This is a genomic window from Ampullimonas aquatilis, assembly GCF_049675895.1.
Lineage (GTDB): Bacteria > Pseudomonadota > Gammaproteobacteria > Burkholderiales > Burkholderiaceae_D > Ampullimonas > Ampullimonas aquatilis.
Genome location: NZ_CP183834.1, coordinates 3,045,870 through 3,067,152, shown reverse-complemented (window position 1 = coordinate 3,067,152; position 21,283 = coordinate 3,045,870). Strand labels below are relative to the sequence as shown.

Below are 21,283 nucleotides of genomic sequence, written 5' to 3'. Positions count from 1 at the left end.
TCAGTTGACCTCATAAGATTTAAGCATAAAGCCTATGATTTGAATATCTTTTTTACGGTTACATGGTTAACCAAAGATAGCAGGTGATTCGTTCGGCTTAAATGCGTTTGGCTTTAATTCGAGATCAGTATTCTTCAGAACTGGAGTCACGGATTGCGGCATGCTGGCGCTCCATGAATTCGGCCATGGAATCAATGCCACGCAATTGCAGCACGGTGTTGCGTACCGCAGCCTCAACCAGTACCGCCAGGTTGCGCCCAGCCGCTACCGGTAAAATCACTTTACGCATGGGTACGCCAAGCACTTCTTCGGTTTGAGAGTCGAGCGGCAGGCGTTCGTAGTCGTTGAAAGATGATCCGCGCACCAGTTGAATAATCAGTCGCAGACGCATTTTGCGGCGTACCGCCGTTTCACCAAAGATGGCCTTGATATCCAGTAGACCGATCCCGCGCACTTCCAGCATATTGAGCAGTAAAGGCGGGCAGCGTCCTTCCACAATATTGGGTGCAATCCGAGAAAAATCGACTGCATCATCGGCGACCAGACCGTTGCCACGGCTGATCAGTTCGAGTCCCAGCTCGCTTTTGCCCAGACCGGATTCACCGGTAATCAATACACCCAAACCCAAAATATCCATGAATACGCCATGCCGGGTAATGCGTGCAGCCATGGTTTTGGATAGATAGATCCGCAACGAATCAATCACGGTGGCAGCGGGCAGTGAGGTGGACAGCAGGGCGATATGGTTGGCTTCGCAGTGTTGGCACAGCTTTTCGGGGGCGGTAAGGCCTTCGGCCACAATAAACGCGGGAGAAATCAGCTGGTCAGCTTCACGACGCATTTCTTCTGAGCGGCGCTCGGCGCGATTGATCAGATAAGTCAGCTCCTGATGGCCAATAACCTGTATGCGGCCTGGGTGGATTAAGTTGAGGTGACCAACCAAATCGGCACTGGCAGCGGCATTGTGAATGGCTTCCTGGGTAAAGGTGCGTGCCATCCCGGCTTTGCCAGCGGTGAGCGTCAAGCGCAACGCTTCCTTATGGGCATTGAATATGGTTTCAACCGTAATGTTATTTGCGTCCAAGAGACCTTAAAAGAGTCGAGTGAGTTTAGGCTACCGAGCGCATGGCTTGCCATTCGGTCAGTTTACGATGCACGACAGCACTATCAGTTTCGGTAGAGAGTGTTTCGCGCAAAATAGGGTCTGAGAGCATTTGCGCAACTTCAGAAAGAATTTCAAGGTGCTGCTGTGTGGCGTGTTCCGGTACCAGTAAAAGAATCAGCAGAAAAACCGGTTTAGCATCCGGTGATTCAAATGGGATTGGCTCAGCCAGGCGCATAAATGCTGCAATGGGTTGTTTCAATCCCTTGACGCGACCATGAGGAATCGCAACTCCTTGTCCAAGACCCGTTGATCCAAGTCGTTCACGGGCAAATAAATTGTCTGTGACAACATTGCGTGCAACCCCATGGTTATTTTCAAACAGCAGTCCAGCCTGTTCAAAAACCCGCTTTTTACTGGTCACGCTCAGATCCAGTACAACATTACTGGCGGGCAATAATTTGGACAATAAATTCATACAGCCTCAAACGCAGCAATCGCTTGAAAAAAATGACATTGTAAATTCAATTGATGCAGACATTGAATGAAAGAATAAGACGATCAATCACATTACATGAAAGTGACACGATTATTTGCTAGCCGGATTGTTGCATTGCAATTGCTGGTATGCAATCAGAATATTGCAACAAAAACGCCCGCAGACCGTTCGGCACTGCAGGCGTTTATTTAACTGACTAGATCGGTACTTATTGCATGATCTGGCGCTTCATGGCTTCGGCCTGATGCGCTTGCAGTTTTTCTTTGTGTTTGCAAACTTGTCGATCCAGTTTGTCGACCAATGCATCGATGGCTGCATACATGTCTTCATCACAGCTTTCCACAAAGATATCTTTACCACTGACATGCAAATTGATTTCCGCTTTTTGTCTTCGCTCTTTTTCCTTTTGTTTTTCCACAGATAGCAGGACGTTGACGCCGATCAGTTGATCAAAATGTCGCGTGACGCGTGACAGTTTGGTTTCAACATAGCCCCGAATTGCTGGAGTAACTTCAACGTGATGTCCACTGATGGTGAGATTCATATAACTCTCCTTGCTGGTTAACACTGTTGGAAAAAACACCTGCTTACATCTTATGAGCAAGACGAATTGGGTTGTTGTCCTGAGTCAAAAGGATGTTACAGGCTCTTACGAAGGTTGACTGCAGGGATGCGCAGGGCTTCACGGTATTTCGCTACAGTACGGCGAGCCACCACTATGCCTTGTTCTCCGAGCATGTCGGCAATTTTGCTATCGGATAAAGGATTCTTGGTGTCTTCTGCTCCTATCAATTGTTTGATTAATGCACGGATGGCGGTCGATGAGGCTGAGCCGCCGGCTTCGGTAGCGACATGACTGCCAAAAAAGTATTTGAGCTCGAATGTGCCAAATGGCGTGAGCATATATTTTTGGGTCGTGACGCGTGAAATGGTGGATTCGTGCAGGCCCAATGTGTCGGCGATTTCGCGTAATACCAGTGGGCGCATGGCTACGGCACCATGGGTGAAAAAATTACGTTGACGATCAATGATGGCCTGGGAAACCCGCAGAATGGTGTCAAAGCGCTGTTGAACGTTTTTGATGAGCCATTTAGCTTCTTGCAGTTGACCATGCAGATTTTGTGCGCCGGAATTTTCGGCAGCTCCCACCGCGCCAGTACCTTCCGGCTTACTGACTGGCATACCTGCTGCACGTGCCTCAGCACGCGACTCGGCCCGATTGGCACGCAGGATCTTGGCGTACATCTCGTTGACTCGTAATCGTGGCATGACGTCTGAGTTCAAAATCGCTGTCCAACCTTGTTTGGTTTTTCGGGCAATCACATCGGGAACAATGTAATCCGCTTCCCGTTTACCGAATGATGCACCAGGAAACGGATTTAGGGAACGAATTAAATCATGAGCTTGTTTCAAATCGTTATCGGTCGTGCTGAGCAATTTCTTTAATTTGGCGTAATCACGCGCGGCGAGTAGCTCTAGGTGTTTGGTGCAAATTGCCTCTGCAAGTTCCCGAATCCGACCTGGCAGGGTTTTGTTGAGCTGTAATAACAGACATTCTGACGGCGTTCGAGCGCCAATCCCGATCGGATCAAAACTTTGCAGCATTTTGAGTGCGGCTGACAATTCTTCGGGTTCGACTTCCAGTTCTTCAGGAATGATCTCGGCAATTTCTTCCAGCGGTTGGGTCAAATAACCATCTTCATCCAGTGCTTCGATGATCATGGTGATCAGGCCGCGATCGCGCATGGAGAGTTGCGTGAGAATCAATTGCTGCATCAGGTGTTCGCGCAGGCTGGGTGAGGCTTCGCACAATTGCTGTTGCGGTGCATCGTCGTCTTCATTGTTGGTACTGCGGCGCGCGTAGTCGTCAAAAGTCCAGTCCTGGCCTTCGCCAAAGTCGGCTTCACCACCACCGGCTTCGCCGCCGCCATCCGCACCGGCCTCCGCAACGGGCGCATCGGTGGAGGGTGGGGAAGAGGGCATGGTATTTTCTTGGGCGGCGTGATCATAGTTGATCGAGCCATCGGCCGAAACTCTTAATGGACTGGCAAGCAGATCGTCGGCTCGTTCCAGCATCGGATTGTCAGCTAATACCTGTTCAATTTCCTGGTTGAGTTCCAATGTGGAAAGCTGCAGCAGTCGGATAGACTGCTGTAACTGCGGTGTCAACGCGAGATGCTGTGATAATTTGAACTGTAGGGTTTGTTTCATTGCGTGCAGAGCTATTTGCGGTTTGTGGCCGGTCATGCCTTATTACATTTCCGGTCGCGACAACGGTAAACCGTTTTTTTTATAGAAAGTCAAGCGGTATCAAAGCCTCTGACACACTTCTTGCTTATCCCTTATTGTCAACAAGAGTAAACCTGTTGAGGCGCTGCGGCAAGGGGCAGATGAAGATTGGTTGCAGGTTTTTCACTACATGCGGAAATTCTCACCTAAGTAGACTTTTCTGACGTTGTCATTGGCGATAATTTCGTCAGGTTTGCCCGAGGCGAGGACGGTTCCTTCGTTGATGATGTAGGCGTGATCACAGATGCCGAGCGTTTCGCGTACATTGTGATCGGTAATCAAAACGCCGATCTGGCGCTCCTTCAAAAAACGCACAATACGCTGAATTTCAATCACCGCAATTGGATCAACCCCGGCAAAAGGTTCATCCAGCAAAATGAACCGTGGTTGACTGGCCAGTGCCCGGGCAATTTCAACCCGGCGTCGTTCACCACCGGATAGAGCGGTGGCTGGACTTTTGCGAATATGGGCGATTTGCAATTCATCAATCAGGGTATTGAGGCGTTCCTGAATTTCTTTGCTGTTTAAGGCTTTGCCAGTTTCGGGATTTTCTTGCAGTTCTAGCACCGCCTGAATATTTTCTTCCACGGATAACTTGCGAAATACCGATGCTTCCTGGGGTAGATACGACAAGCCCAGGCGTGCCCGTTCGTGGATAGGTTGATTGGCGATGCTGTGCTCATCCAGGGTGATATCCCCCTCGTCAAGCCGAACCAGGCCCACGATCATGTAAAACGAGGTGGTTTTACCAGCGCCGTTCGGTCCGAGCAGACCGACCACTTCACCACTTTTGACATCGAGTGAGACGTCTTTGACGACACAACGTTTACCGTAAGTCTTTTGCAGGTGGCGGACAGAAAGGGTGCTGGTTTGCATGAATACTCGTGAGGTGTATTAAAAAAGCCTATTTATTTACGCACTTAAGAAGATTGTTTCATTGAAAATAGGTGGGAGTATGATGTTTTTTTGGCTTTTATTTAGAAGTCCAGACCAGCACGGTCGGCGTCAGCAAAAAGCTGCCGACTCATTCACGGCCGGTCTTGCCGATGCCTGATGCCGGTTTTAACGGATCATTTTGAGCTTCGGCCACACCATCGCCGGTCGGCGGCGTTTTGGGTTGAATCACGGCTTTGACGCGTCCACTCGGGTTGGTCGCGCTGGCATTGCCGGAGCCGCCTTCCACGCCAAAAAACTCGGTGCGACTGTCATAGCTAATGATGCGACCACGCACTTCGTCGGTGATTTTTTCTTTTTCCAGGCGTTTCATGTAGGCGCGCGTGATGAATTTGACATTGTCGGCTTTGCCGTCATATTCAATGCGCTCACCAAAACCTTCAATAAACTGATCGACACCTTCCCGCTTTTGCCGAAAACTGGCCAGTTCACCAGTTTTAGCGGTTGCCACGGCATATTGATAGCCTTCTGGATCCTGGTGCACCTCAACCCGGTTGGCGCGAATCACCATGGAGCCTTTGATCAGTAGCACATTGCCGGTAAAGATGTTGATCTGCTTGAGGTCGTCATAGTCCAGCTTGTCGGACTCGACATTCAAAGGCTTGTTCTTGTCAGCACGTTCCGCCATGACTGGCTGACAAGCCAGTAGTGACAAGGTGGTGGCGCAAAGCAGGGTAAAGGCGCGTAGCGTACTCAAGGTGGGCAATCTCATATTCTAATTTGGGGGCGCAAGCGACTGGTCAAGGCGTATAGGTCGATTGATCGGTCGACTGATTAACAATCTGACCACGCACTGTGCCATTCAATTTTACTTCGCGCGTGACATTGTTGAGGTAAAAACTATTGCCCTGCAAATGGGTCATGCCACGCGTCATGACGGTTTTTTGGTCCGATTCGATAATGTCATCATCTGGCTTGAGCAGCATATAGCGGGAGGCTAGCTGCATTTCGGGGACTTGCCTGGCAACTTGCGAGGCGCGGCTGATCAAGGCATTGTCATAGAGCCGAATTTCGCTGCCGTCAGTGTTAATCATCGCCCGCAGGGCACTGGTAGTGACCAGTGGCTGCGCAATCGGGTGAGCCGATTTTTGTTCCTGATAAGTCAGACTGACATGCAGCGGGTTGATGATTTCGGTGTTGTCGACATCGGGGAAATGGGACATCTGCCGGCCTGCCAGCACCGCCTTGAGATAGCCAAATTGATTGACACTGATGATCTTGAAGTCTTCGACAAAATAATCCGGATCATGGCGCAGCGGCTTGGCCGCGGTGGGCAAGATTTGTGGTGTCTGCCCTTGCAGCAGCCATAATGTCCAGCCAGCAATGGCCAGCAGGATGAAGGCGGGTAGAAAGGTCTGCAGACGTGACAGCATGGTCAAATTAAAAACCGGTTTGCAGATAAGGTGTCAGCAAGGTGGTGTACATGCCGCGTGCCTTGAGCAGATAGTCGCACAGTTCACGCACGGCCCCTTCGCCGGCGGGGCGTTTGGATACCCAGTCAGCGCGGGACACCACGTCTTCATGCGCACTGATTGGTGCAGCCCGAAAAGCCACCGCCATCATCACGGGCAAATCAACAATGTCATCACCCATATAGCCCATCTTTTCACGACCAATCCCGCTTTGCACCATCAACTCGCTCAGGGCTTTGCGCTTGTCACTGACCGCCTGATATAAAAAGTCGAAACCAAGTTCCTGCGCACGGCGTTCCACCATTTTGGATTTGCGGCCGGTAATGATGGCCAGTTTGACACCGCTTTCGCGCAGCATTTTCAAACCATGACCATCCAGCGTATTGAAAGTTTTAAGGGCTTCACCCTGCTCGGTGTAATAAATCCGGCCATCGGTCAGGACACCATCCACATCAAAAGCCATCAATTCAATATTTCTTGCTTTATTACTCATACTATTTTTGCCGCAAAAAGGTCGTGCATATTGAGTGCGCCGACAAGGTGATGTTGTTCATCGGTGACGAGCAACTGGGTAATCCTGCGTGTTTCCATGAGCGTCACCGCATCGACTGCCATGCGGTCAGGCTGGATAGTAACCGGATTGGCGGTCATCACCTCAGCCAGCGATAGACCAGAAAAATCCAGGGTTCGTTCCAACATGCGGCGTAAATCGCCATCCGTAAAAATGCCAACCACTTGCTGCTGGGCATTCACAATAGCGGTCATACCCAGGCGTTTGCGCGTCATTTCGAGCAATGCGGCTGATAACGTGGCGGTGTCCGATACTTGTGGAATCTGTTCGCCGGTGCGCATCACATCACGCACATAGGTCAGCAGCCGTCGTCCGAGCGCACCGCCCGGATGCGAGCGGGCAAAGTCCTGTGCTGAAAATCCACGGGCATTCAGTAATGCCACCGCCAGCGCATCGCCCATCGCCAAATGCGCCGTAGTACTGGCGGTAGGGGCCAGATTGAGCGGACAGGCTTCTTGCTGGGCACCGGCAAAAATATGAACGTCCGCATGACGCGCCATTTCTGAATCATGATTGCCAGTCATGCTGATGACTTTGGAGCCCTGTCGTTTGAGCACCGGCAAAATGGTGAGCAGTTCCTGCGCCTGTCCCGAGTTGGACAGCATGATCACCACGTCTTGTGGCGCAATCATACCCAGGTCACCATGCACCGCTTCGGCAGCATGCACAAAAAAAGCGGGGGTGCCCGTTGAAGCCAGCGTAGCCGCAATCTTGCGGGCAATATGGCCTGATTTGCCAATGCCTGCGACAATCACATGTCCCTGACATTGCAAAATGAGTTCGACAGCCTTTAAAAAAGCGTTGGCATAAGCTGGTTCTTTCAGCAGGTCGACCATCCATTGCAGGGCTTGCGCTTCAATCTCCAGAGTGCGACATGCATCTTCCAGGATTGAATTTGGACGCTCAGTGGCCGACAGTGGCGGTTCTGTGTTAGAAACGAATTCGGATGCCGATGTAGAAGTAGTCATCCGAAAAGTATAGCAAACCCTAATATATCTGCCCGTAATGGTTTCAACTCTTGAATTAACTCTGTTGCTGCTGCTGGTCGCCGTGATCGGCGTAGTGGTATTTCGCAGCTTGCATCTGCCGCCCATGCTGGGGTATCTGACAGTCGGTATTGTGATTGGCCCGCACGCCCTGAACTGGGTGCACGAATCTGACAGCACGCAACATCTCGCCGAGTTCGGTGTGGTGTTTCTGATGTTTTCCATCGGCCTTGAATTTTCTCTACCCAAGTTGCGATCCATGCGTGACCTGGTTTTTGGGTTGGGACTCTCGCAGGTGTTTTTGACCATTGCCAGCACCGTCATGGCAGGTTTTGTGGTCAATTATTTTTACCCGCTCAATTGGCAGGCCAGTGTGGCACTGGGCGGTGCGCTGGCGATGTCATCCACCGCGATTGTCAGCAAGATGCTGGCTGAACGTCTGGAGCTGGAATCGCAGCATGGGCGGCGCATCATGGGCATTTTGCTGTTTCAGGATTTGGCCGTGGTGCCTTTGCTGATTCTGGTGCCAGCCCTGCATGAAAAACCAGAAAGCCTGTTCATGGCTTTGCTGCTGGCTGGGGTCAAGGCAACGGGTGTATTGATTGTGCTGTTATATGTAGGCCAGAAAGTGATGCGCCGCTGGTTTCATATTGTGACTGCGCGGCGCTCGCAAGAGCTGTTCATGCTCAACCTCTTATTGATCACTCTGGGTCTGGCCTGGCTGACCGACATGGCGGGCCTGTCGCTCGCATTGGGTGCCTTTGTGGCCGGCATGCTGATCGCCGAAACGGAGTACCGGCATCAGGTGGAAGAAGACATCAAGCCGTTTCGTGATGTCTTGCTGGGATTATTTTTTATCACCATTGGTATGTTGCTCAATTTGCGGGTGGTTGCTGCACATGCTGTTTTGGTACTGCTCTTGTTGCTTGGGCCGGTGTTGCTCAAGTTTGGCATGATTGCCTTGCTGGCACGTTTGTTTGGCGCTGGCCCGGGGATTGCCATTCGTACCGGTCTGGGGCTGGCGCAAGCCGGTGAATTTGGTTTTGTGTTGTTGAACCAGGCGGGGGGCTTGCAACTGATTGAGCCAGAGTTTGTGCAGATCGTGCTGGCATCCATGTTGTTGTCGATGTTGCTCGCGCCTTTTCTGATCATGTACAGTGAACGTATTGCGCTGCGTTTTTCTTCACAGGAATGGTTGATGCAGTCACTCAATCTGACCCAAATTGCCAGTCGCAGCAATATCAATCAGACCACTGGCGAAACCGGTCATGTGGTGATCTGCGGCTTTGGCCGTTGTGGGCAAAACCTGGCGCGCGTGCTGGAGCAGGAGGCCATTCCCTATATGGCTCTCGATCTGGACCCCGATCGGGTGCATGAAGCAGCGGCAGCCGGTGATTCGGTGGTCTATGGCGATGCCGCACGCAAAGAATCATTGGTCGCTGCCGGGATTCATCGTGCCGCTGCCTTGGTAATTACCTATGCCAATGTACAGTCGGCGCTCAAGATATTGCATCATGTACAACAACTGGCGCCCACCTTGCCAGTCATCGTGCGGACGCTGGATGACAGTGATCTGGCGCGCCTGCAAGCGGCCGGTGCAACCGAAGTGGTGCCCGAAATTGTTGAAGGCAGTCTGATGCTGGCTTCGCATGCTCTCGTGTTACTGGGCGTGCCAATGCGCCGTGTGGTGCGTCGTGTGCAAGAGGCGCGTGATGCGCGTTACTCGCTCTTGCGGGGTTATTTTCATGGTGCCGATGATTCTGGCGAGGGAATTGATTCCGAACATGTGCGGCTGCATTCGGTCATGCTCACACCGGGTTCAGCCTGCATTGGCAAAACATTGGGCACTTTGGGGCTGGAGTTGATGGGGGTTGAAGTCAATGCGATTCGTCGCCGTGATATTCGTGCGGTTGATCCGCAACCCGAAACGGTGCTGCAGCAAAATGATATTGTGGTCTTGCGCGGTGTGCCCGAGGCGCTGGCGCTGGCTGAAGAGCGCTTGCTGGAAAAGTAGCGCTTCAGTTTGTCGGGCAAGGCTGGCAGCAGCTCAATCAACTCAAGCAGCTGAATCCAGCGGCGGTTTTGCTGCGTACTTATCATATGCTGTGCACTCAGCTTTATATTGAGCTGTGTATTCAGTTGCATATTTGGCAACGCTACACCAATGTTTCGAGCTTACTTACATGTCCAATACGATCAGTACGGTTGATGCCAATTCCTCTCGTGTACGTTTACGCACACCCTGGCTGATTGGTTTTGCTGTCGTACTTTCCATACTCGTTTTGTTAAGTGCCTGTGCACCACTCACGCTGATCAATGGATTCGATAGTGGCCGCGGCTATATTGTGCAAAACAATTTTGCTTATGGTGCCGATCCGCGCCAACGACTGGATGTTTATCTGCCCGCCAGCAACGAGAGCAATGATCACGGATCGCTGCTTCATCCACTCGTGGTGTTTTTTTATGGAGGTTCCTGGAATCGGGGTGATCGGGCCGATTACCGTTTTGTTGGCAGAGCCCTGGCACGGCGTGGCATGGTGGTGGTGGTGGCCGATTATCGACTCTACCCGCAAGTACGTTACCCCGATTTTTTGCAGGACAGCGCTCAGGCGGTGGCCTGGGCGCTCCAACATGCGTCGCAATGGCAGGCTGATCCAACGCATTTGTTTTTGATGGGACATAGCGCAGGCGCTTATAACGCAGCCATGCTGGCGCTGGATGACCATTGGTTGACGGAGCAAGGTGTCGCCAAAGGGACAGTCAAAGGCTGGATCGGACTGGCCGGTCCCTACGACTTTTTACCGATTGAAAATCCCGACGCCAAACCGGTGTTCAACCATCCCAATTACCCATCGGGTTCGCAACCGATTGACTTTGTTTGCGCTAATTCTCCGCCAGCCTATTTGGCCGCTGCCACAAAAGACACCTTGGTCAATCCACAGCGTAATACCCTGCAGATGGCCGATAAATTAACCAAAGCCGGTGTGCCCGTGAAAGTGGAATTATTTGACAAGGTCAGTCATGCGAGTCTGATCGCTACGCTTTATGGCCCGCTGAGTTGGTTGGCACCAGTGGCAGAGCAGATTGTTGCATTTGTCACTGGTAAAGATCGGCAGGCATTGGCTGCTGACTAAATATTGAATGATTCAATATGGTTGTGTGTTCATCGGCGATATTTGAATCAGTCAGATCAAGCCAGTTTTTGCTAATAAAAAGCCGTCTTAAAGACGGCTTTTTGGCTAGATGACCTGGTTGATCAATGTTGATGCTGACCGCGTGCAATCGCCATTTTGTCGAGTTGTGCCATGACTTGCATGCTTTGTTCTTCCATGGCCCGAACGCCTTGCAAGATACCATCCGGATGACCATTGGCATGGGCTTTGACAGCCGAGATGGCTTGCTCATGAAACTGACGATGGGGTGTTTCCAGCTCGCGAAAGCCACCCAGATGGGAGCAATGCGCTTTACCCTCGCCCTGATAATACCATTTGCCCAGGCGGCAATTATGATGGTCAGCAAAGTTGGCGACAGTCTTGTTATTCAAGCCAAACAACACGCGATACACCTCAAACTTGTAGATCAGGTGATCCATTTTGGCCAGTTCAACAAAGCTCTTCAATGCCGTCGGTGCCATGGAGTTTTCCATTTCCACTGACAGGCCTTGCAAGGCACCGACGGATTCTGCTGCTGCCTGACCGTCCGTTGAAAATTCGCGGGAGCGTTCGGCAAATTGGGTCATCTGGTTGCGACTGGCGGTACTTTGTTCACGGATCTGGCCAATCAGTTGTTCCACATCATTGGTGGCGGTGCTGGTGCGTTCGGCCAGTTTGCGTACTTCGTCGGCGACCACCGCAAAGCCACGACCTTGCTCACCGGCGCGGGCTGCTTCAATGGCGGCGTTCAAGGCCAGCAGATTGGTTTGTTCGGCAATTTCACGAATCAATTGCACAATGCCCCCGATCTTTTGTGCGCTGGCATCCAGGGCACCCACCTGATCGGAAGTGGAAATGGATTTCTCAGCCAGTTCAACCAGATTGCTGGCAATCGTGGTCACCGTACCAAAGCTGGAGTCGGCGTAGGTCTTGGCGGTTTGCACGCGACTGTGCTCAGCTTCAATGGTGGTAGACAGATTGGCCAGGCCGCCCTGGACTTCAGCGAGTGACGTACCAAAGCGATCCAGATTGGCAATCACGCCAACCTGGGTTTGCAATTGAGTCTGCAACTGCGCCACTTCATCACGGGAGCGTGTCAAGTCGCGTTCCAGATCGCTGATGCGACGATCCTTTTCCGCTGTATCGGGCACAAAGGTGTTGAACGATACTGGTTCATTTTTAGGTTTTCTAAAGGACAGCATGTGATCTCCGTGGGTTGACTGGTTTGAGCATTTGAATGAAATTCTAGTCAGACCCGCAGTTAACTAAGCTTCAATAAAGTGGCAAAAGCCAGTGCAATTCAGCTCTTGGGTTGTTGTCGAACGATTTTTATACTGAGGGGGTGTAATTTTAATTGACCCATATTTACGCACTGAATGAGTCAATAATTGAATATACCCCCAATTTTTTAATGATTTTTGGTGGTTTTAATGGTTTGAAAAAACGTATCCGTTGAATTGCTGCAACACTTGGCGTGGCAAAATGGTCTTACCAAAGCTCATGGAATACGCCAATGCCTTAATATCGTCACCTGTTTATTGTTTATTTCCGCATGCCGCTTTTTTCATGCCGTTTCTCCTCATCACGCTGCCTCAGCGAATCATTTTGTTTCAGTGGTTCTGTGTCAGTTTAGGCTGCAACGCCCAATGCGTCGGCCGATTTGCTTGAGTCTGATGAAACAGCAACCTCAACCACTGATCATCCCATTCAGCCGCACGTGAATTCTCAGCCCCACTATGCACGCAGCGGTTCCAGCCAATTCAGGCTGATCCGCCGTGCCTTGTTTTTGGGTGGTTTTGCCACTTTCAGCCAACTCTATTTTGTGCAGGCGCTCTTGCCTTTGCTGGCGCAATCGTTTGCCATCACGCCTGCGCAAAGTAGCTGGGCAGTGTCGGCTTCCACACTCAGCATGGCAGCAGGCATGCTGCTCAATGGTTTATTTGCCGATCGTTTTGATCGCAAGCGCTGGATGGTGACATCGTTACTGACCTCATCCATCCTCACGCTGGCCTCGGCGCTGGCACCCAACTTTGCGATACTGGTTTTCATCAGCGCGCTCAAGGGTGTGGCCTTGTCAGGGCTGTCCGCGGTAGCCATGTCGTATATGAGTGAAGAAATCGAGCCATCCCAGTTTGGCCGTTCCATGGGCTTGTATATCACCGGCAATATTTTGGGCGGCTTGTCGGGGCGGGTTACGGCATCGTTATTGGCGGATCATTTTTCCTGGCAGATTGCGGCTGCGCTGATTGGCTTGATCAGCCTGCTCATGGGGCTGGAGTTTTATCGCAGTCTGCCACGCTCACGCAATTTCATACCACGCGCCATGCAATTGTCCGACATGCTCGACAATGCCCGCTTGCATCTGAGCGATGGCCGCATGATCGGCCTGTTCATGTTTACTTTTTTGATGATGGGCAGTTTTGTCAGCGTTTACAACTACCTGGGCTTTCGTCTGATCAGCGCGCCATTCAACTTGCCGCATGCCGCAGTGGGCGCGATTTTCATGGTTTATGTGATGGGTATGGTGGGCTCGTTTGGTGCGGGCATCGCCATGGAAAAGCTGGGGCGCGAGTGGCTGCTCTGGCGTTTGACGGCAATGGCTTTGCTGGGCCTGTTGCTGACACTCCTGCCTTATGTCGCCGCCATCGTGGCTGGACTGATTGTCTTTACTGCGACGTTTTTTGCTGCACATACCATTGCTAGCAGCTGGGTCAGCCAGCGCGCCAAAGTCGGCAAGGCCACCGCCACATCGTTGTATTTGTTTGCCTACTATGTCGGTTCCAGTCTGATCGGCTCGTCATCGGGCATGGTCATGCATGCCGCTGGCTGGCATGGCTTGGTGGCGATGCTGGCTTGCGCCATGAGTATCAGTCTGGCGATCAGTGTGTGGTTACCGAAAAAAGTTTGAATTTTTTGAACCACCAAGACACCAAGCGCGCCAAGGAAAATTCAATGCTTTTCGCCACGAAGATACAAAGGACTCAAAGAAAAGCTTTATCTGAGTAGCAAAGTTTTATCTACGAAGTCTGGGGACAGCGTATTACTCTGTCCCCGTGCCAAAACAGCGCAGTTTTAATCGGGTTCAACTTCGTGCTATTTGTGGTGAAGAGCATTTGACTTCCCTTGATGCACTTGATGTCTTGGCGGTTCCAATTAATCGTCTTAAAGCTTTTCTTCGGGTCTTTTGTGTCTTTGTGGTGAATGCTTTTGACCTTTAAGGTTTTCCGTAGTGTCTTGGCGGTCCAAAAAAATCAAATTTTCAATTCGCTACCAGGCTCGCTGCAATATTCACCGTAAAACCCAAAATGCTGGCGTTGAATAAAAATGACAAAATCTCCTGCGCTAATACCAGTTTGCGAAAATGAGGTGTACGCAGGCAAATATCAGCAGTTTGCGAAGCCACGGCAATCGTGAAGGAAAAATATAAAAAATCCCAGTAGTCAGGATTAATTGCACCCTCCGGAAAACTCAAAGGACGCTGGTCTTTGGGGGCGTTATAAAACAGGTGGGCGTAATGCACCGCAAAGAGCGTGGGGATCAGCGCCCAGGAGCCAAATACCGTCAGGCCCGTCAGCACCAGCCGCGTGGCACGCAGGGTATGGCTGGCATCATGAGCGGCGGCAGAGAGTTCCATCACCACCGCCACCAGGCTCATCACTGCACCAATGCATACTACGGTTAATACCACTGCAGCACTTTCGTCCTGCAACTGCGACAGTCGGCTGACGCGTTGATGATTGGCACGCCAGCTCATCGCCAGAATCATGATGATGTAGGCATAAATCGCCACATCCCAACCCAGCAGCGTGCGCGCTACGGCCTTGCCTTCCAGCGGCCAGAGCAACCCCACCAAAATTCCCAACAAACCAGCCAGCAACATGCGCATGCGGTAGGCAATAAACCGTCGCAAACGGCTATGTGGTGGCGGATTGCTGACGGCGTGCTCAGGCTTTTCCGTGCTCGATTGGGAATTGGTTTGATTTTGCATACTGGTGTGGTGTATTTATCAACCCCTATATATTACCCACTTAATCAGTTAATTATTGAATATACACCCTTATTTTCTGCTTTTCAAAAGCGTCGCCAGATATTTGCCAGTAAAGCTGGCGGGTGCTGCTGCGACGGCTTCCGGAGTGCCTTGGGCGATGATTTGGCCACCACCGCCACCGCCTTCGGGGCCCAGATCAATCAGCCAGTCGGCGGTTTTGATGACATCCAGATTGTGCTCGATGATGACCAGTGTATTGCCCTGATCGCGCAGGCGATGAATCACTCTGAGCAGCAGTTCAATATCCTGAAAATGCAGGCCAGTGGTCGGCTCATCCAGAATGTAGAGCGTGCGGCCGGTATCACGTTTGGATAGTTCGAGTGACAGCTTGACGCGCTGCGCTTCACCGCCGGATAGCGTGGTCGCACTTTGGCCCAGGCGGATATAACCCAGACCCACATCGAGCAGGGTTTGCAGTTTGCGGGCAACCACGGGCACCACCTTGAAAAATTCAAAGGCGCCTTCGACTGTCATCTCCAGCACTTCATGAATGTTCTTGCCCTTGTAGAGCACTTCCAGAGTTTCGCGGTTATAGCGTTTGCCGTGACAGACATCGCAGGGTACATACACATCGGGCAGAAAATGCATTTCCACCTTGATCACGCCATCGCCTTGGCAGGTTTCGCAGCGACCACCCTTGACGTTAAATGAAAAACGTCCCGGCCCATAGCCGCGTTCACGCGCTTGCGGCACATCGGCAAACAGTTCGCGGATGGGCGTAAAGAGGCCGGTATAGGTAGCCGGGTTGGAGCGTGGCGTGCGACCAATCGGGCTTTGGTCAACCGCAATCACTTTATCAAAATGTTCCAGGCCACTAATGGTTTGATACGGCGCGGGCTCGGTCTGCGAACCATACAGGTGATGTGCTACGGCGTGATAGAGCGTGTCATTGATCAGGGTGGATTTGCCCGAGCCGGACACACCCGTCACACAGGTGAGCAAGCCGACTGGCAAGTCCAGTGTCACGTCTTTCAGATTGTTGCCGCTGGCGCCTTCAATGCGAATTCGTTTATCCGTCGGGGCATGGCGTTGGGCTGGAATCGCAATCGATTTTTTGCCGGACAGATATTGGCCGGTTAATGAATTTTTACTTTTTTCAATTTGTGCCGGTGTGCCTTCGGCAATTACCGCGCCGCCATGCACGCCCGCACCCAGGCCCATATCGACCACATAATCACTGGCGCGGATCATGTCTTCATCATGCTCTACCACCAGTACGCTATTGCCCAGATCACGCAAGTGCTTGAGGGTGTCAATCAGCCGATCATTGTCGCGTTGATGCAGGCCGATGGAAGGTTCATCGAGCACATACATCACACCAGTCAGGCCCGAGCCAATTTGGGAGGCCAGCCGGATCCGTTGTGCTTCACCGCCCGAGAGGGTGTCGGCGCTGCGATCCAGCGACAGATAATTGAGCCCGACGTTATTTAAAAAATTCAGTCGTGCCGCAATTTCCTTGATGATCTTGTCGGCAATATCCGCCTTGTTACCTTTGAGTTTGAGACTGTCAAAATAATCGCGCGCTGCATCCAAAGGCATGGCCGAAACTTCAAAAATTGCGCGTGCCGATTTTTTATCGCCGACCTTCACATGCCGTGCTTCACGACGCAACCGCGTGCCTTCGCAATGCGGACAAGGCTTGGTGTTGATGTACTTGGACAACTCTTCGCGCATCGCCATCGAGTCGGTCTCTTTATAGCGGCGCTCCAGATTTTTCAGTACGCCCTCAAAGGTATGCTCCTTCACCACTGGCTTGCCGCGCTCATTGGCATAGGTGAAAGGAATCACCTGCTTGCCCGAACCATTAAGAATGATTTCACGGGTGGCTTCCGGCAACTCATTAAATGGCGCATCAATATCAAATTCAAAAAACGCGGCCAGATTTTGCAAGAGCTGAAAGTAAAACTGATTGCGTCGATCCCAGCCCTTGATTGCGCCCGATGCTAGACTCAGGTTGGGAAAAGCCACCACGCGGCGCGCATCAAAAAATTGAATTTGCCCCAGGCCATCGCAGGTTGGGCAGGCACCCATCGGGTTGTTAAATGAAAACAGCCGTGGCTCTAGCTCCTGCAAGGAATAGCTGCACACCGGGCAAGAAAACTTGCTGGAAAAAATATGTTCCTGGGTGCTATCCATTTCGAGGGCAATGGCGCGGCCATCGGCTAGCCGCAGCGCGGTCTCAAAACTCTCGGCCAGACGTTGCTTCATGTCGGCTTTCACTTTCAGCCGATCCACCACCACATCAATGGTGTGTTTTTCTGTTTTTTTCAACTTGGGCAAGGCATCGGCTTCGTAAATCTTACTGTCGCTGCTATCACCCTTGATGTTTTCGGAGCGGATCCGAAAGCGCACAAAACCCTGTGCCTGCATCGCCGCAAACAGGTCCACATGTTCGCCCTTACGGTTGGCCACTACGGGTGCCAGAATCATCAGTTTGGTGTCTTCGGGCAGTTCCAGTGCTGCATCGACCATCTGGCTGACACTTTGTGCGGCCAATGGCAAATGATGGTCGGGGCAGTAGGGCGTACCAACCCGCGCAAACAACAGGCGCAGGTAATCATGAATTTCGGTGACGGTGCCCACGGTGGAGCGCGGGTTATGTGAGGTGGCTTTTTGCTCGATGGAAATTGCCGGTGACAGACCTTCAATCAGATCCACATCGGGCTTTTCCATCATCTGCAAAAACTGTCGCGCATAGGCCGACAGGCTTTCCACATAACGCCGCTGGCCTTCGGCATAGAGCGTATCAAACGCCAGCGACGACTTGCCCGAACCCGACAAGCCAGTAATCACCACCAGCTTGTCACGCGGTAAATCCAGGTTGATGTTTTTTAAATTGTGGGTGCGGGCACCACGAATACGAATCAGGTCGCGTAAAGAAGTCATACATCCATTCAAAGTCTGAAACTGTTAAAACTTTAGTGTTCAATCAAATAAGGTTTTTACTGCCAAGACGCCAAGCGCGCCAAGGAAAATCAAAGTCTTTTCACCGCGAAGACATAAAGAGCACGAAGTTGAATCCGATTAAAACTGGGCTGTTTTGGCACGGGGACAGAGTAATACGCTGTCCTCAGACTTCGTAGATAAACTTTGCTGCTCAGATAAAACTCTTTTTGAGTCCTTTGTGTCTTTGTGGTCAATGCTTTTGATCTTCAAGGTTTTCCTTGGCGCACTGGGCATCCTGGTGGTAAGTACCTTTGACTTTCAAGCCATCTTTGCCGTTTTCTGGCGGTCAATCAATTCCTCGCCATCCCTCAGATCCCGGCATTCAACCTGCTACTATAACGGTTTTGGAAAACTCGGCATGGGCCGGGTTTTTGTCCGTCTTTTGCGTTGTCCTCATGTCTGCTTCCACCACCCCACACATCACCGACGTTGCCTCGCCCGACCGCATGACGTCTGACGAAATTCGCGCCAGTACTTCGCTGGCTTCTATTTTTGCCTTGCGCATGCTCGGCCTGTTTTTGATTCTGCCGGTCTTTGCAATTCATGCACGGGGCTTGCCAGGTGGCGACAACACCACCCTGGTTGGTCTGGCCATCGGCATTTATGGGCTCACCCAGGCTTGTTTGCAAATACCTTTTGGGGTTGCGTCCGACAAGTTTGGTCGCAAACCCGTCATTATTGTCGGACTGATTTTATTTGCTCTGGGTTCATTCATTGCCGCCTATGCGACCGATCTGCACCAGATCATCATTGGCCGCTCGATTCAGGGCGCGGGTGCCATTTCGGCGGCCGTCACCGCCTTTATTGCCGATGCCACCCGCGAGGAACACCGCACCAAGGCGATGGCCATGGTGGGCGGCTCGATTGGGCTCACATTTGCTGGCTCGATGGTGGCCTCGCCGTTGTTGTACCCCATCATCGGTATGAAAGGCTTGTTTGAGATGACTGGCATTTTGTCGATTCTGGCCATTGGCGTGGTGCTGTGGATCGTGCCAGCGGCCAAACAGGTGCACGCCAGCGCTCTGGGCGACAAAATCCCGTTTATGGACGTGTTGATGAATCCCGAGCTGTTGCGCCTCAATTTTGGTATTTTTGTCCTGCATCTGGTGCAAATGGCGATGTTTGTGGTGGTGCCCGTGGCCATTGTCGATGCCGTTGGCCTGCCCGTGAATGAGCACTGGAAAGTCTATCTGCCGGTGGTGATTGTGTCGTTTGTACTGATGGTGCCGCCGATTATTGTGGCCGAGAAAAAAGGCAAGATGAAACAAATCTTTTTGACGTCTATTGCCATCATGGCACTAGTGCAACTGGGCATGATGATCTGGCTCTACCAAAGCACCTTGCTGGTGGCTTTGCTGCTCGGCTTTTTCATCGCCTTCAATGTACTCGAAGCCACGTTGCCGTCCATGGTGTCACGCGTGGCACCCCCTGCAGCCAAGGGCATGGCACTCGGCATCTACAACACGACTCAGGCGTTTGGCCTGTTTGCGGGCGGTGCCGTCGGTGGCTGGCTCTCCAAAACCTACGATTACCACGCGGTCTTTGCCATGGGCGTGGCGCTGGTGGTCGCGTGGTTTATCATTGCCAAACCCATGAAAAACTTACCGGTACGCCAGAAAAAACAGGCGGCCCCTGTCAGCCAGCAAGCCAGCGCCTGACAGACAACTGCATACCGCATCAATACTAGGAGAATAATGAATGGCATCGGTTAACAAAGTCATCCTCGTTGGCAATCTCGGCCGTGATCCCGAAACCCGCTATCTGCCTGATGGTGGCGCGATTACCAACATCAGCATCGCCACGACGGATAAATACAAAAACAAACAAGGCGAAATGGTCGAAACCACCGAATGGCATCGCATTGCCTTCTTTGGCAAGCTGGCCGAAATTGCCGGCGAATACCTCAAAAAAGGTAGTCAGGTTTATGTGGAAGGCAAACTGCGCACCCGTAAATGGCAAGACAAGGATGGCGCAGACAAATATTCCACCGAAATCGTCGCCGACGCCATGCAAATGTTGGGTGGCCGTGGCGGTGCCGGTGGTGGCGCTGCCATGGACGAAGGCGGCGGTAACTATGCCCCGCGTGAATCATCCGGCGGCGGCCGTAGTGCTGGTGGCTACGGTGGCGGCAACGCCCGCAGCAGCAGTGGCGCAGCCCGTACGCCTGCACCAACCCCTAAAGGTGGTTTTGATGATATGGATGACGATATTCCGTTCTAACTTAATCAAACTTTATTCGTAGTGTTAAAGCCCTTGATTTCAAGGGCTTTTGTTTTTTGGGTAATGACAAAAACTTGCTTCCCATTTGATCCGCTTCGACAAACTTTCCAACACCTGCGCTGTACCTCAGCAATGACGGCAGGTATACTGTTTTCTTATACAGTAATTTTCGACTTGAATCTGACTCGAATGAAGAGACCCATTACCCAATGGGGCGGTTTGCGTGGATAAAGTTGGTGTTGCTGGTAGCCACTTCTCGGTGGTGAGGTTGTTGACTGTACAAAATATATACTGGATGGATGTATAAAAATTAAGCCAATATACAAGCACTGAAGAGTAGTTATTTTTATATATACTCCTTATTTTTAGTCATTTTTGGCCGATCTTGGCCGGTTTTTAAGCGGATAGGTTGCGCGATGATTGGACGGTTGCACGGTACCTTGCTGGAAAAAAATCCGCCGCAAATATTGGTAGATTGCGGTGGTGTGGGTTATGAGGTGGATGTGCCGATGAGCACGTTTTACAACCTGCCGCCGGTGGGTGAAAAGGTCACGTTATTGACACAGCAGATTGTGCGTGAAGATGCGCATTTGCTGTACGGGTTTGGCAGCGCCGAAGAGCGTTTGACGTTTCGGCAATTGCTTAAGGTGAATGGGATTGGCGCGCGCACCGCGCTATCCATTTTGTCGGGCATGAGTGTGGCTGATCTGGCGCAGGCAGTCACCTTGCAGGAAGCGGCGCGATTGACGCGAGTGCCCGGTATCGGCAAAAAAACCGCAGAGCGTTTGCTGCTGGAACTCAAGGGCAAGCTCGGTGCTGATCTGGGCGATAACGCCGGTGCGGTGACGGTGCATGATGCGGCCAACGATATTCTTAATGCGTTGCTGGCGCTGGGTTATTCGGACAAGGAAGCTGCGCTGGCGGTCAAGCCGCTGCCCAAGGATGTCGGAGTGTCCGAGGGTATCAAGCTGGCGTTGAAGGGCTTGTCCAAGGGATGAGTTTTTTTAACCGTCAAAACGCCAAGTGCGCCAAGGAAAGTCTTGAAGATCAAAAGCATTGACCACAAAGACACAAAGTACACCAAGAAAAACCTTGTCTGAGCAG

At 51.7% G+C, this 21,283-nt stretch carries 18 protein-coding genes and 1 pseudogene; 6 read left to right on the top strand and 13 right to left on the bottom strand.

Features of this window, described 5'->3' with window-relative positions:
- Positions 1-124: 124 nt before the first annotated feature.
- From hprK to ACMYR3_RS14215, 9 genes are all read right to left on the bottom strand, one after another.
- Complete coding sequence (gene hprK, locus ACMYR3_RS14255; RefSeq protein WP_424192594.1) at positions 125-1,084, bottom strand: HPr(Ser) kinase/phosphatase; 960 nt, start codon at positions 1,082-1,084, stop codon at positions 125-127.
- 25 nt (positions 1,085-1,109) lie between these two features.
- The gene (locus ACMYR3_RS14250; protein ID WP_424192593.1) at positions 1,110-1,580 is read right to left on the bottom strand and encodes a PTS sugar transporter subunit IIA; all 471 of its coding nucleotides are present in this window, start codon (positions 1,578-1,580) and stop codon (positions 1,110-1,112) included.
- Positions 1,581-1,809: 229 nt separating this feature from the next.
- Positions 1,810-2,145, bottom strand: coding sequence for a ribosome hibernation-promoting factor, HPF/YfiA family (hpf, locus tag ACMYR3_RS14245; protein ID WP_424192592.1), 336 nt, complete (start codon positions 2,143-2,145; stop codon positions 1,810-1,812).
- 95 nt (positions 2,146-2,240) lie between these two features.
- On the bottom strand, positions 2,241-3,812 hold the full coding sequence (rpoN, locus tag ACMYR3_RS14240; RefSeq protein WP_424192591.1) for an RNA polymerase factor sigma-54: 1,572 nt from the start codon (positions 3,810-3,812) through the stop codon (positions 2,241-2,243).
- 204 nt (positions 3,813-4,016) lie between these two features.
- Complete coding sequence (gene lptB / locus ACMYR3_RS14235; RefSeq protein ID WP_424192590.1) at positions 4,017-4,766, bottom strand: LPS export ABC transporter ATP-binding protein; 750 nt, start codon at positions 4,764-4,766, stop codon at positions 4,017-4,019.
- Between the two features lie 148 nt (positions 4,767-4,914).
- Complete coding sequence (gene lptA, locus ACMYR3_RS14230) at positions 4,915-5,556, bottom strand: lipopolysaccharide transport periplasmic protein LptA (RefSeq protein WP_424192589.1); 642 nt, start codon at positions 5,554-5,556, stop codon at positions 4,915-4,917.
- A 28-nt stretch (positions 5,557-5,584) separates the two neighbouring features.
- Positions 5,585-6,217: an LPS export ABC transporter periplasmic protein LptC gene (lptC, locus tag ACMYR3_RS14225; RefSeq protein WP_424192588.1), complete on the bottom strand. Its 633-nt coding sequence runs from the start codon at positions 6,215-6,217 to the stop codon at positions 5,585-5,587.
- Positions 6,218-6,224: 7 nt separating this feature from the next.
- Positions 6,225-6,749, bottom strand: a complete 525-nt coding sequence (locus tag ACMYR3_RS14220; RefSeq protein ID WP_424192587.1) for a KdsC family phosphatase — start codon at positions 6,747-6,749, stop codon at positions 6,225-6,227.
- Positions 6,746-7,663 carry a KpsF/GutQ family sugar-phosphate isomerase gene (locus ACMYR3_RS14215; RefSeq protein ID WP_424196537.1) on the bottom strand — a complete coding sequence of 306 codons (918 nt, stop codon included), beginning with the start codon at positions 7,661-7,663 and terminating at the stop codon, positions 6,746-6,748. Before ACMYR3_RS14215 ends, ACMYR3_RS14220 begins: the two co-directional genes overlap by 4 nt.
- A gap of 169 nt (positions 7,664-7,832) precedes the next feature.
- On the opposite strand from ACMYR3_RS14215, the gene ACMYR3_RS14210 reads away from it, so the two are divergent.
- Both ACMYR3_RS14210 and ACMYR3_RS14205 read left to right on the top strand, forming a co-directional pair.
- Positions 7,833-9,827: a monovalent cation:proton antiporter-2 (CPA2) family protein gene (locus ACMYR3_RS14210; RefSeq protein ID WP_424192586.1), complete on the top strand. Its 1,995-nt coding sequence runs from the start codon at positions 7,833-7,835 to the stop codon at positions 9,825-9,827.
- Positions 9,828-9,996: 169 nt separating this feature from the next.
- Positions 9,997-10,947 (top strand): alpha/beta hydrolase, encoded by a 951-nt coding sequence (locus tag ACMYR3_RS14205; RefSeq protein WP_424192585.1) that lies wholly within the window; start codon positions 9,997-9,999, stop codon positions 10,945-10,947.
- A 122-nt stretch (positions 10,948-11,069) separates the two neighbouring features.
- On the opposite strand, the gene ACMYR3_RS14200 is transcribed toward ACMYR3_RS14205, so the two are convergent.
- Together ACMYR3_RS14200 and ACMYR3_RS14195 are read right to left on the bottom strand one after the other, a co-directional pair.
- Positions 11,070-11,405: a CZB domain-containing protein gene (locus ACMYR3_RS14200; RefSeq protein ID WP_424196535.1), complete on the bottom strand. Its 336-nt coding sequence runs from the start codon at positions 11,403-11,405 to the stop codon at positions 11,070-11,072.
- A 141-nt stretch (positions 11,406-11,546) separates the two neighbouring features.
- Positions 11,547-11,774: pseudogene (locus ACMYR3_RS14195) on the bottom strand (methyl-accepting chemotaxis protein); the annotation flags it as partial.
- Between the two features lie 908 nt (positions 11,775-12,682).
- Between ACMYR3_RS14195 and ACMYR3_RS14190 the strand changes: the two are divergent.
- Positions 12,683-13,873: an MFS transporter gene (locus ACMYR3_RS14190; protein WP_424192584.1), complete on the top strand. Its 1,191-nt coding sequence runs from the start codon at positions 12,683-12,685 to the stop codon at positions 13,871-13,873.
- Positions 13,874-14,224: 351 nt separating this feature from the next.
- On the opposite strand, the gene ACMYR3_RS14185 is transcribed toward ACMYR3_RS14190, so the two are convergent.
- A complete protein-coding gene (locus ACMYR3_RS14185) occupies positions 14,225-14,953 on the bottom strand; it encodes a DUF1345 domain-containing protein (RefSeq protein ID WP_424192583.1) in 729 nt (242 codons plus the stop codon).
- Positions 14,954-15,022: 69 nt separating this feature from the next.
- Positions 15,023-17,899: an excinuclease ABC subunit UvrA gene (uvrA, locus tag ACMYR3_RS14180; RefSeq protein ID WP_424192582.1), complete on the bottom strand. Its 2,877-nt coding sequence runs from the start codon at positions 17,897-17,899 to the stop codon at positions 15,023-15,025.
- Between the two features lie 506 nt (positions 17,900-18,405).
- Between uvrA and ACMYR3_RS14175 the strand changes: the two genes are divergently transcribed.
- From ACMYR3_RS14175 to ruvA, 3 genes are all read left to right on the top strand, one after another.
- A complete protein-coding gene (locus ACMYR3_RS14175) occupies positions 18,406-19,617 on the top strand; it encodes an MFS transporter (protein ID WP_424196533.1) in 1,212 nt (403 codons plus the stop codon).
- Positions 19,618-19,657: 40 nt separating this feature from the next.
- Complete coding sequence (ssb, locus tag ACMYR3_RS14170) at positions 19,658-20,179, top strand: single-stranded DNA-binding protein (protein WP_424192581.1); 522 nt, start codon at positions 19,658-19,660, stop codon at positions 20,177-20,179.
- A gap of 416 nt (positions 20,180-20,595) precedes the next feature.
- A complete protein-coding gene (gene ruvA, locus ACMYR3_RS14165; RefSeq protein ID WP_424192580.1) occupies positions 20,596-21,177 on the top strand; it encodes a Holliday junction branch migration protein RuvA in 582 nt (193 codons plus the stop codon).
- Positions 21,178-21,283: the final 106 nt, after the last annotated feature.

Excerpts from the sequence above, each read along its gene's own strand:
- ACMYR3_RS14250 (WP_424192593.1), bottom strand. The coding sequence starts at position 1,580 with ATGAATTTATTGTCCAAATTATTGCCCGCCAGTAATGTTGTACTGGAT.
- hpf (WP_424192592.1), bottom strand. The coding sequence starts at position 2,145 with ATGAATCTCACCATCAGTGGACATCACGTTGAAGTTACTCCAGCAATT.
- rpoN (WP_424192591.1), bottom strand. The coding sequence starts at position 3,812 with ATGAAACAAACCCTACAGTTCAAATTATCACAGCATCTCGCGTTGACA.
- lptB (WP_424192590.1), bottom strand. The coding sequence starts at position 4,766 with ATGCAAACCAGCACCCTTTCTGTCCGCCACCTGCAAAAGACTTACGGT.
- lptA (WP_424192589.1), bottom strand. The coding sequence starts at position 5,556 with ATGAGATTGCCCACCTTGAGTACGCTACGCGCCTTTACCCTGCTTTGC.
- lptC (WP_424192588.1), bottom strand. The coding sequence starts at position 6,217 with ATGCTGTCACGTCTGCAGACCTTTCTACCCGCCTTCATCCTGCTGGCC.
- ACMYR3_RS14220 (WP_424192587.1), bottom strand. The coding sequence starts at position 6,749 with ATGAGTAATAAAGCAAGAAATATTGAATTGATGGCTTTTGATGTGGAT.
- ACMYR3_RS14215 (WP_424196537.1), bottom strand. The coding sequence starts at position 7,663 with ATGGTCGACCTGCTGAAAGAACCAGCTTATGCCAACGCTTTTTTAAAG.
- ACMYR3_RS14210 (WP_424192586.1), top strand. The coding sequence starts at position 7,833 with ATGGTTTCAACTCTTGAATTAACTCTGTTGCTGCTGCTGGTCGCCGTG.
- ACMYR3_RS14205 (WP_424192585.1), top strand. The coding sequence starts at position 9,997 with ATGTCCAATACGATCAGTACGGTTGATGCCAATTCCTCTCGTGTACGT.
- ACMYR3_RS14200 (WP_424196535.1), bottom strand. The coding sequence starts at position 11,405 with ATGGATCACCTGATCTACAAGTTTGAGGTGTATCGCGTGTTGTTTGGC.
- ACMYR3_RS14185 (WP_424192583.1), bottom strand. The coding sequence starts at position 14,953 with ATGCAAAATCAAACCAATTCCCAATCGAGCACGGAAAAGCCTGAGCAC.
- uvrA (WP_424192582.1), bottom strand. The coding sequence starts at position 17,899 with ATGACTTCTTTACGCGACCTGATTCGTATTCGTGGTGCCCGCACCCAC.
- ACMYR3_RS14175 (WP_424196533.1), top strand. The coding sequence starts at position 18,406 with ATGACGTCTGACGAAATTCGCGCCAGTACTTCGCTGGCTTCTATTTTT.
- ssb (WP_424192581.1), top strand. The coding sequence starts at position 19,658 with ATGGCATCGGTTAACAAAGTCATCCTCGTTGGCAATCTCGGCCGTGAT.
- ruvA (WP_424192580.1), top strand. The coding sequence starts at position 20,596 with ATGATTGGACGGTTGCACGGTACCTTGCTGGAAAAAAATCCGCCGCAA.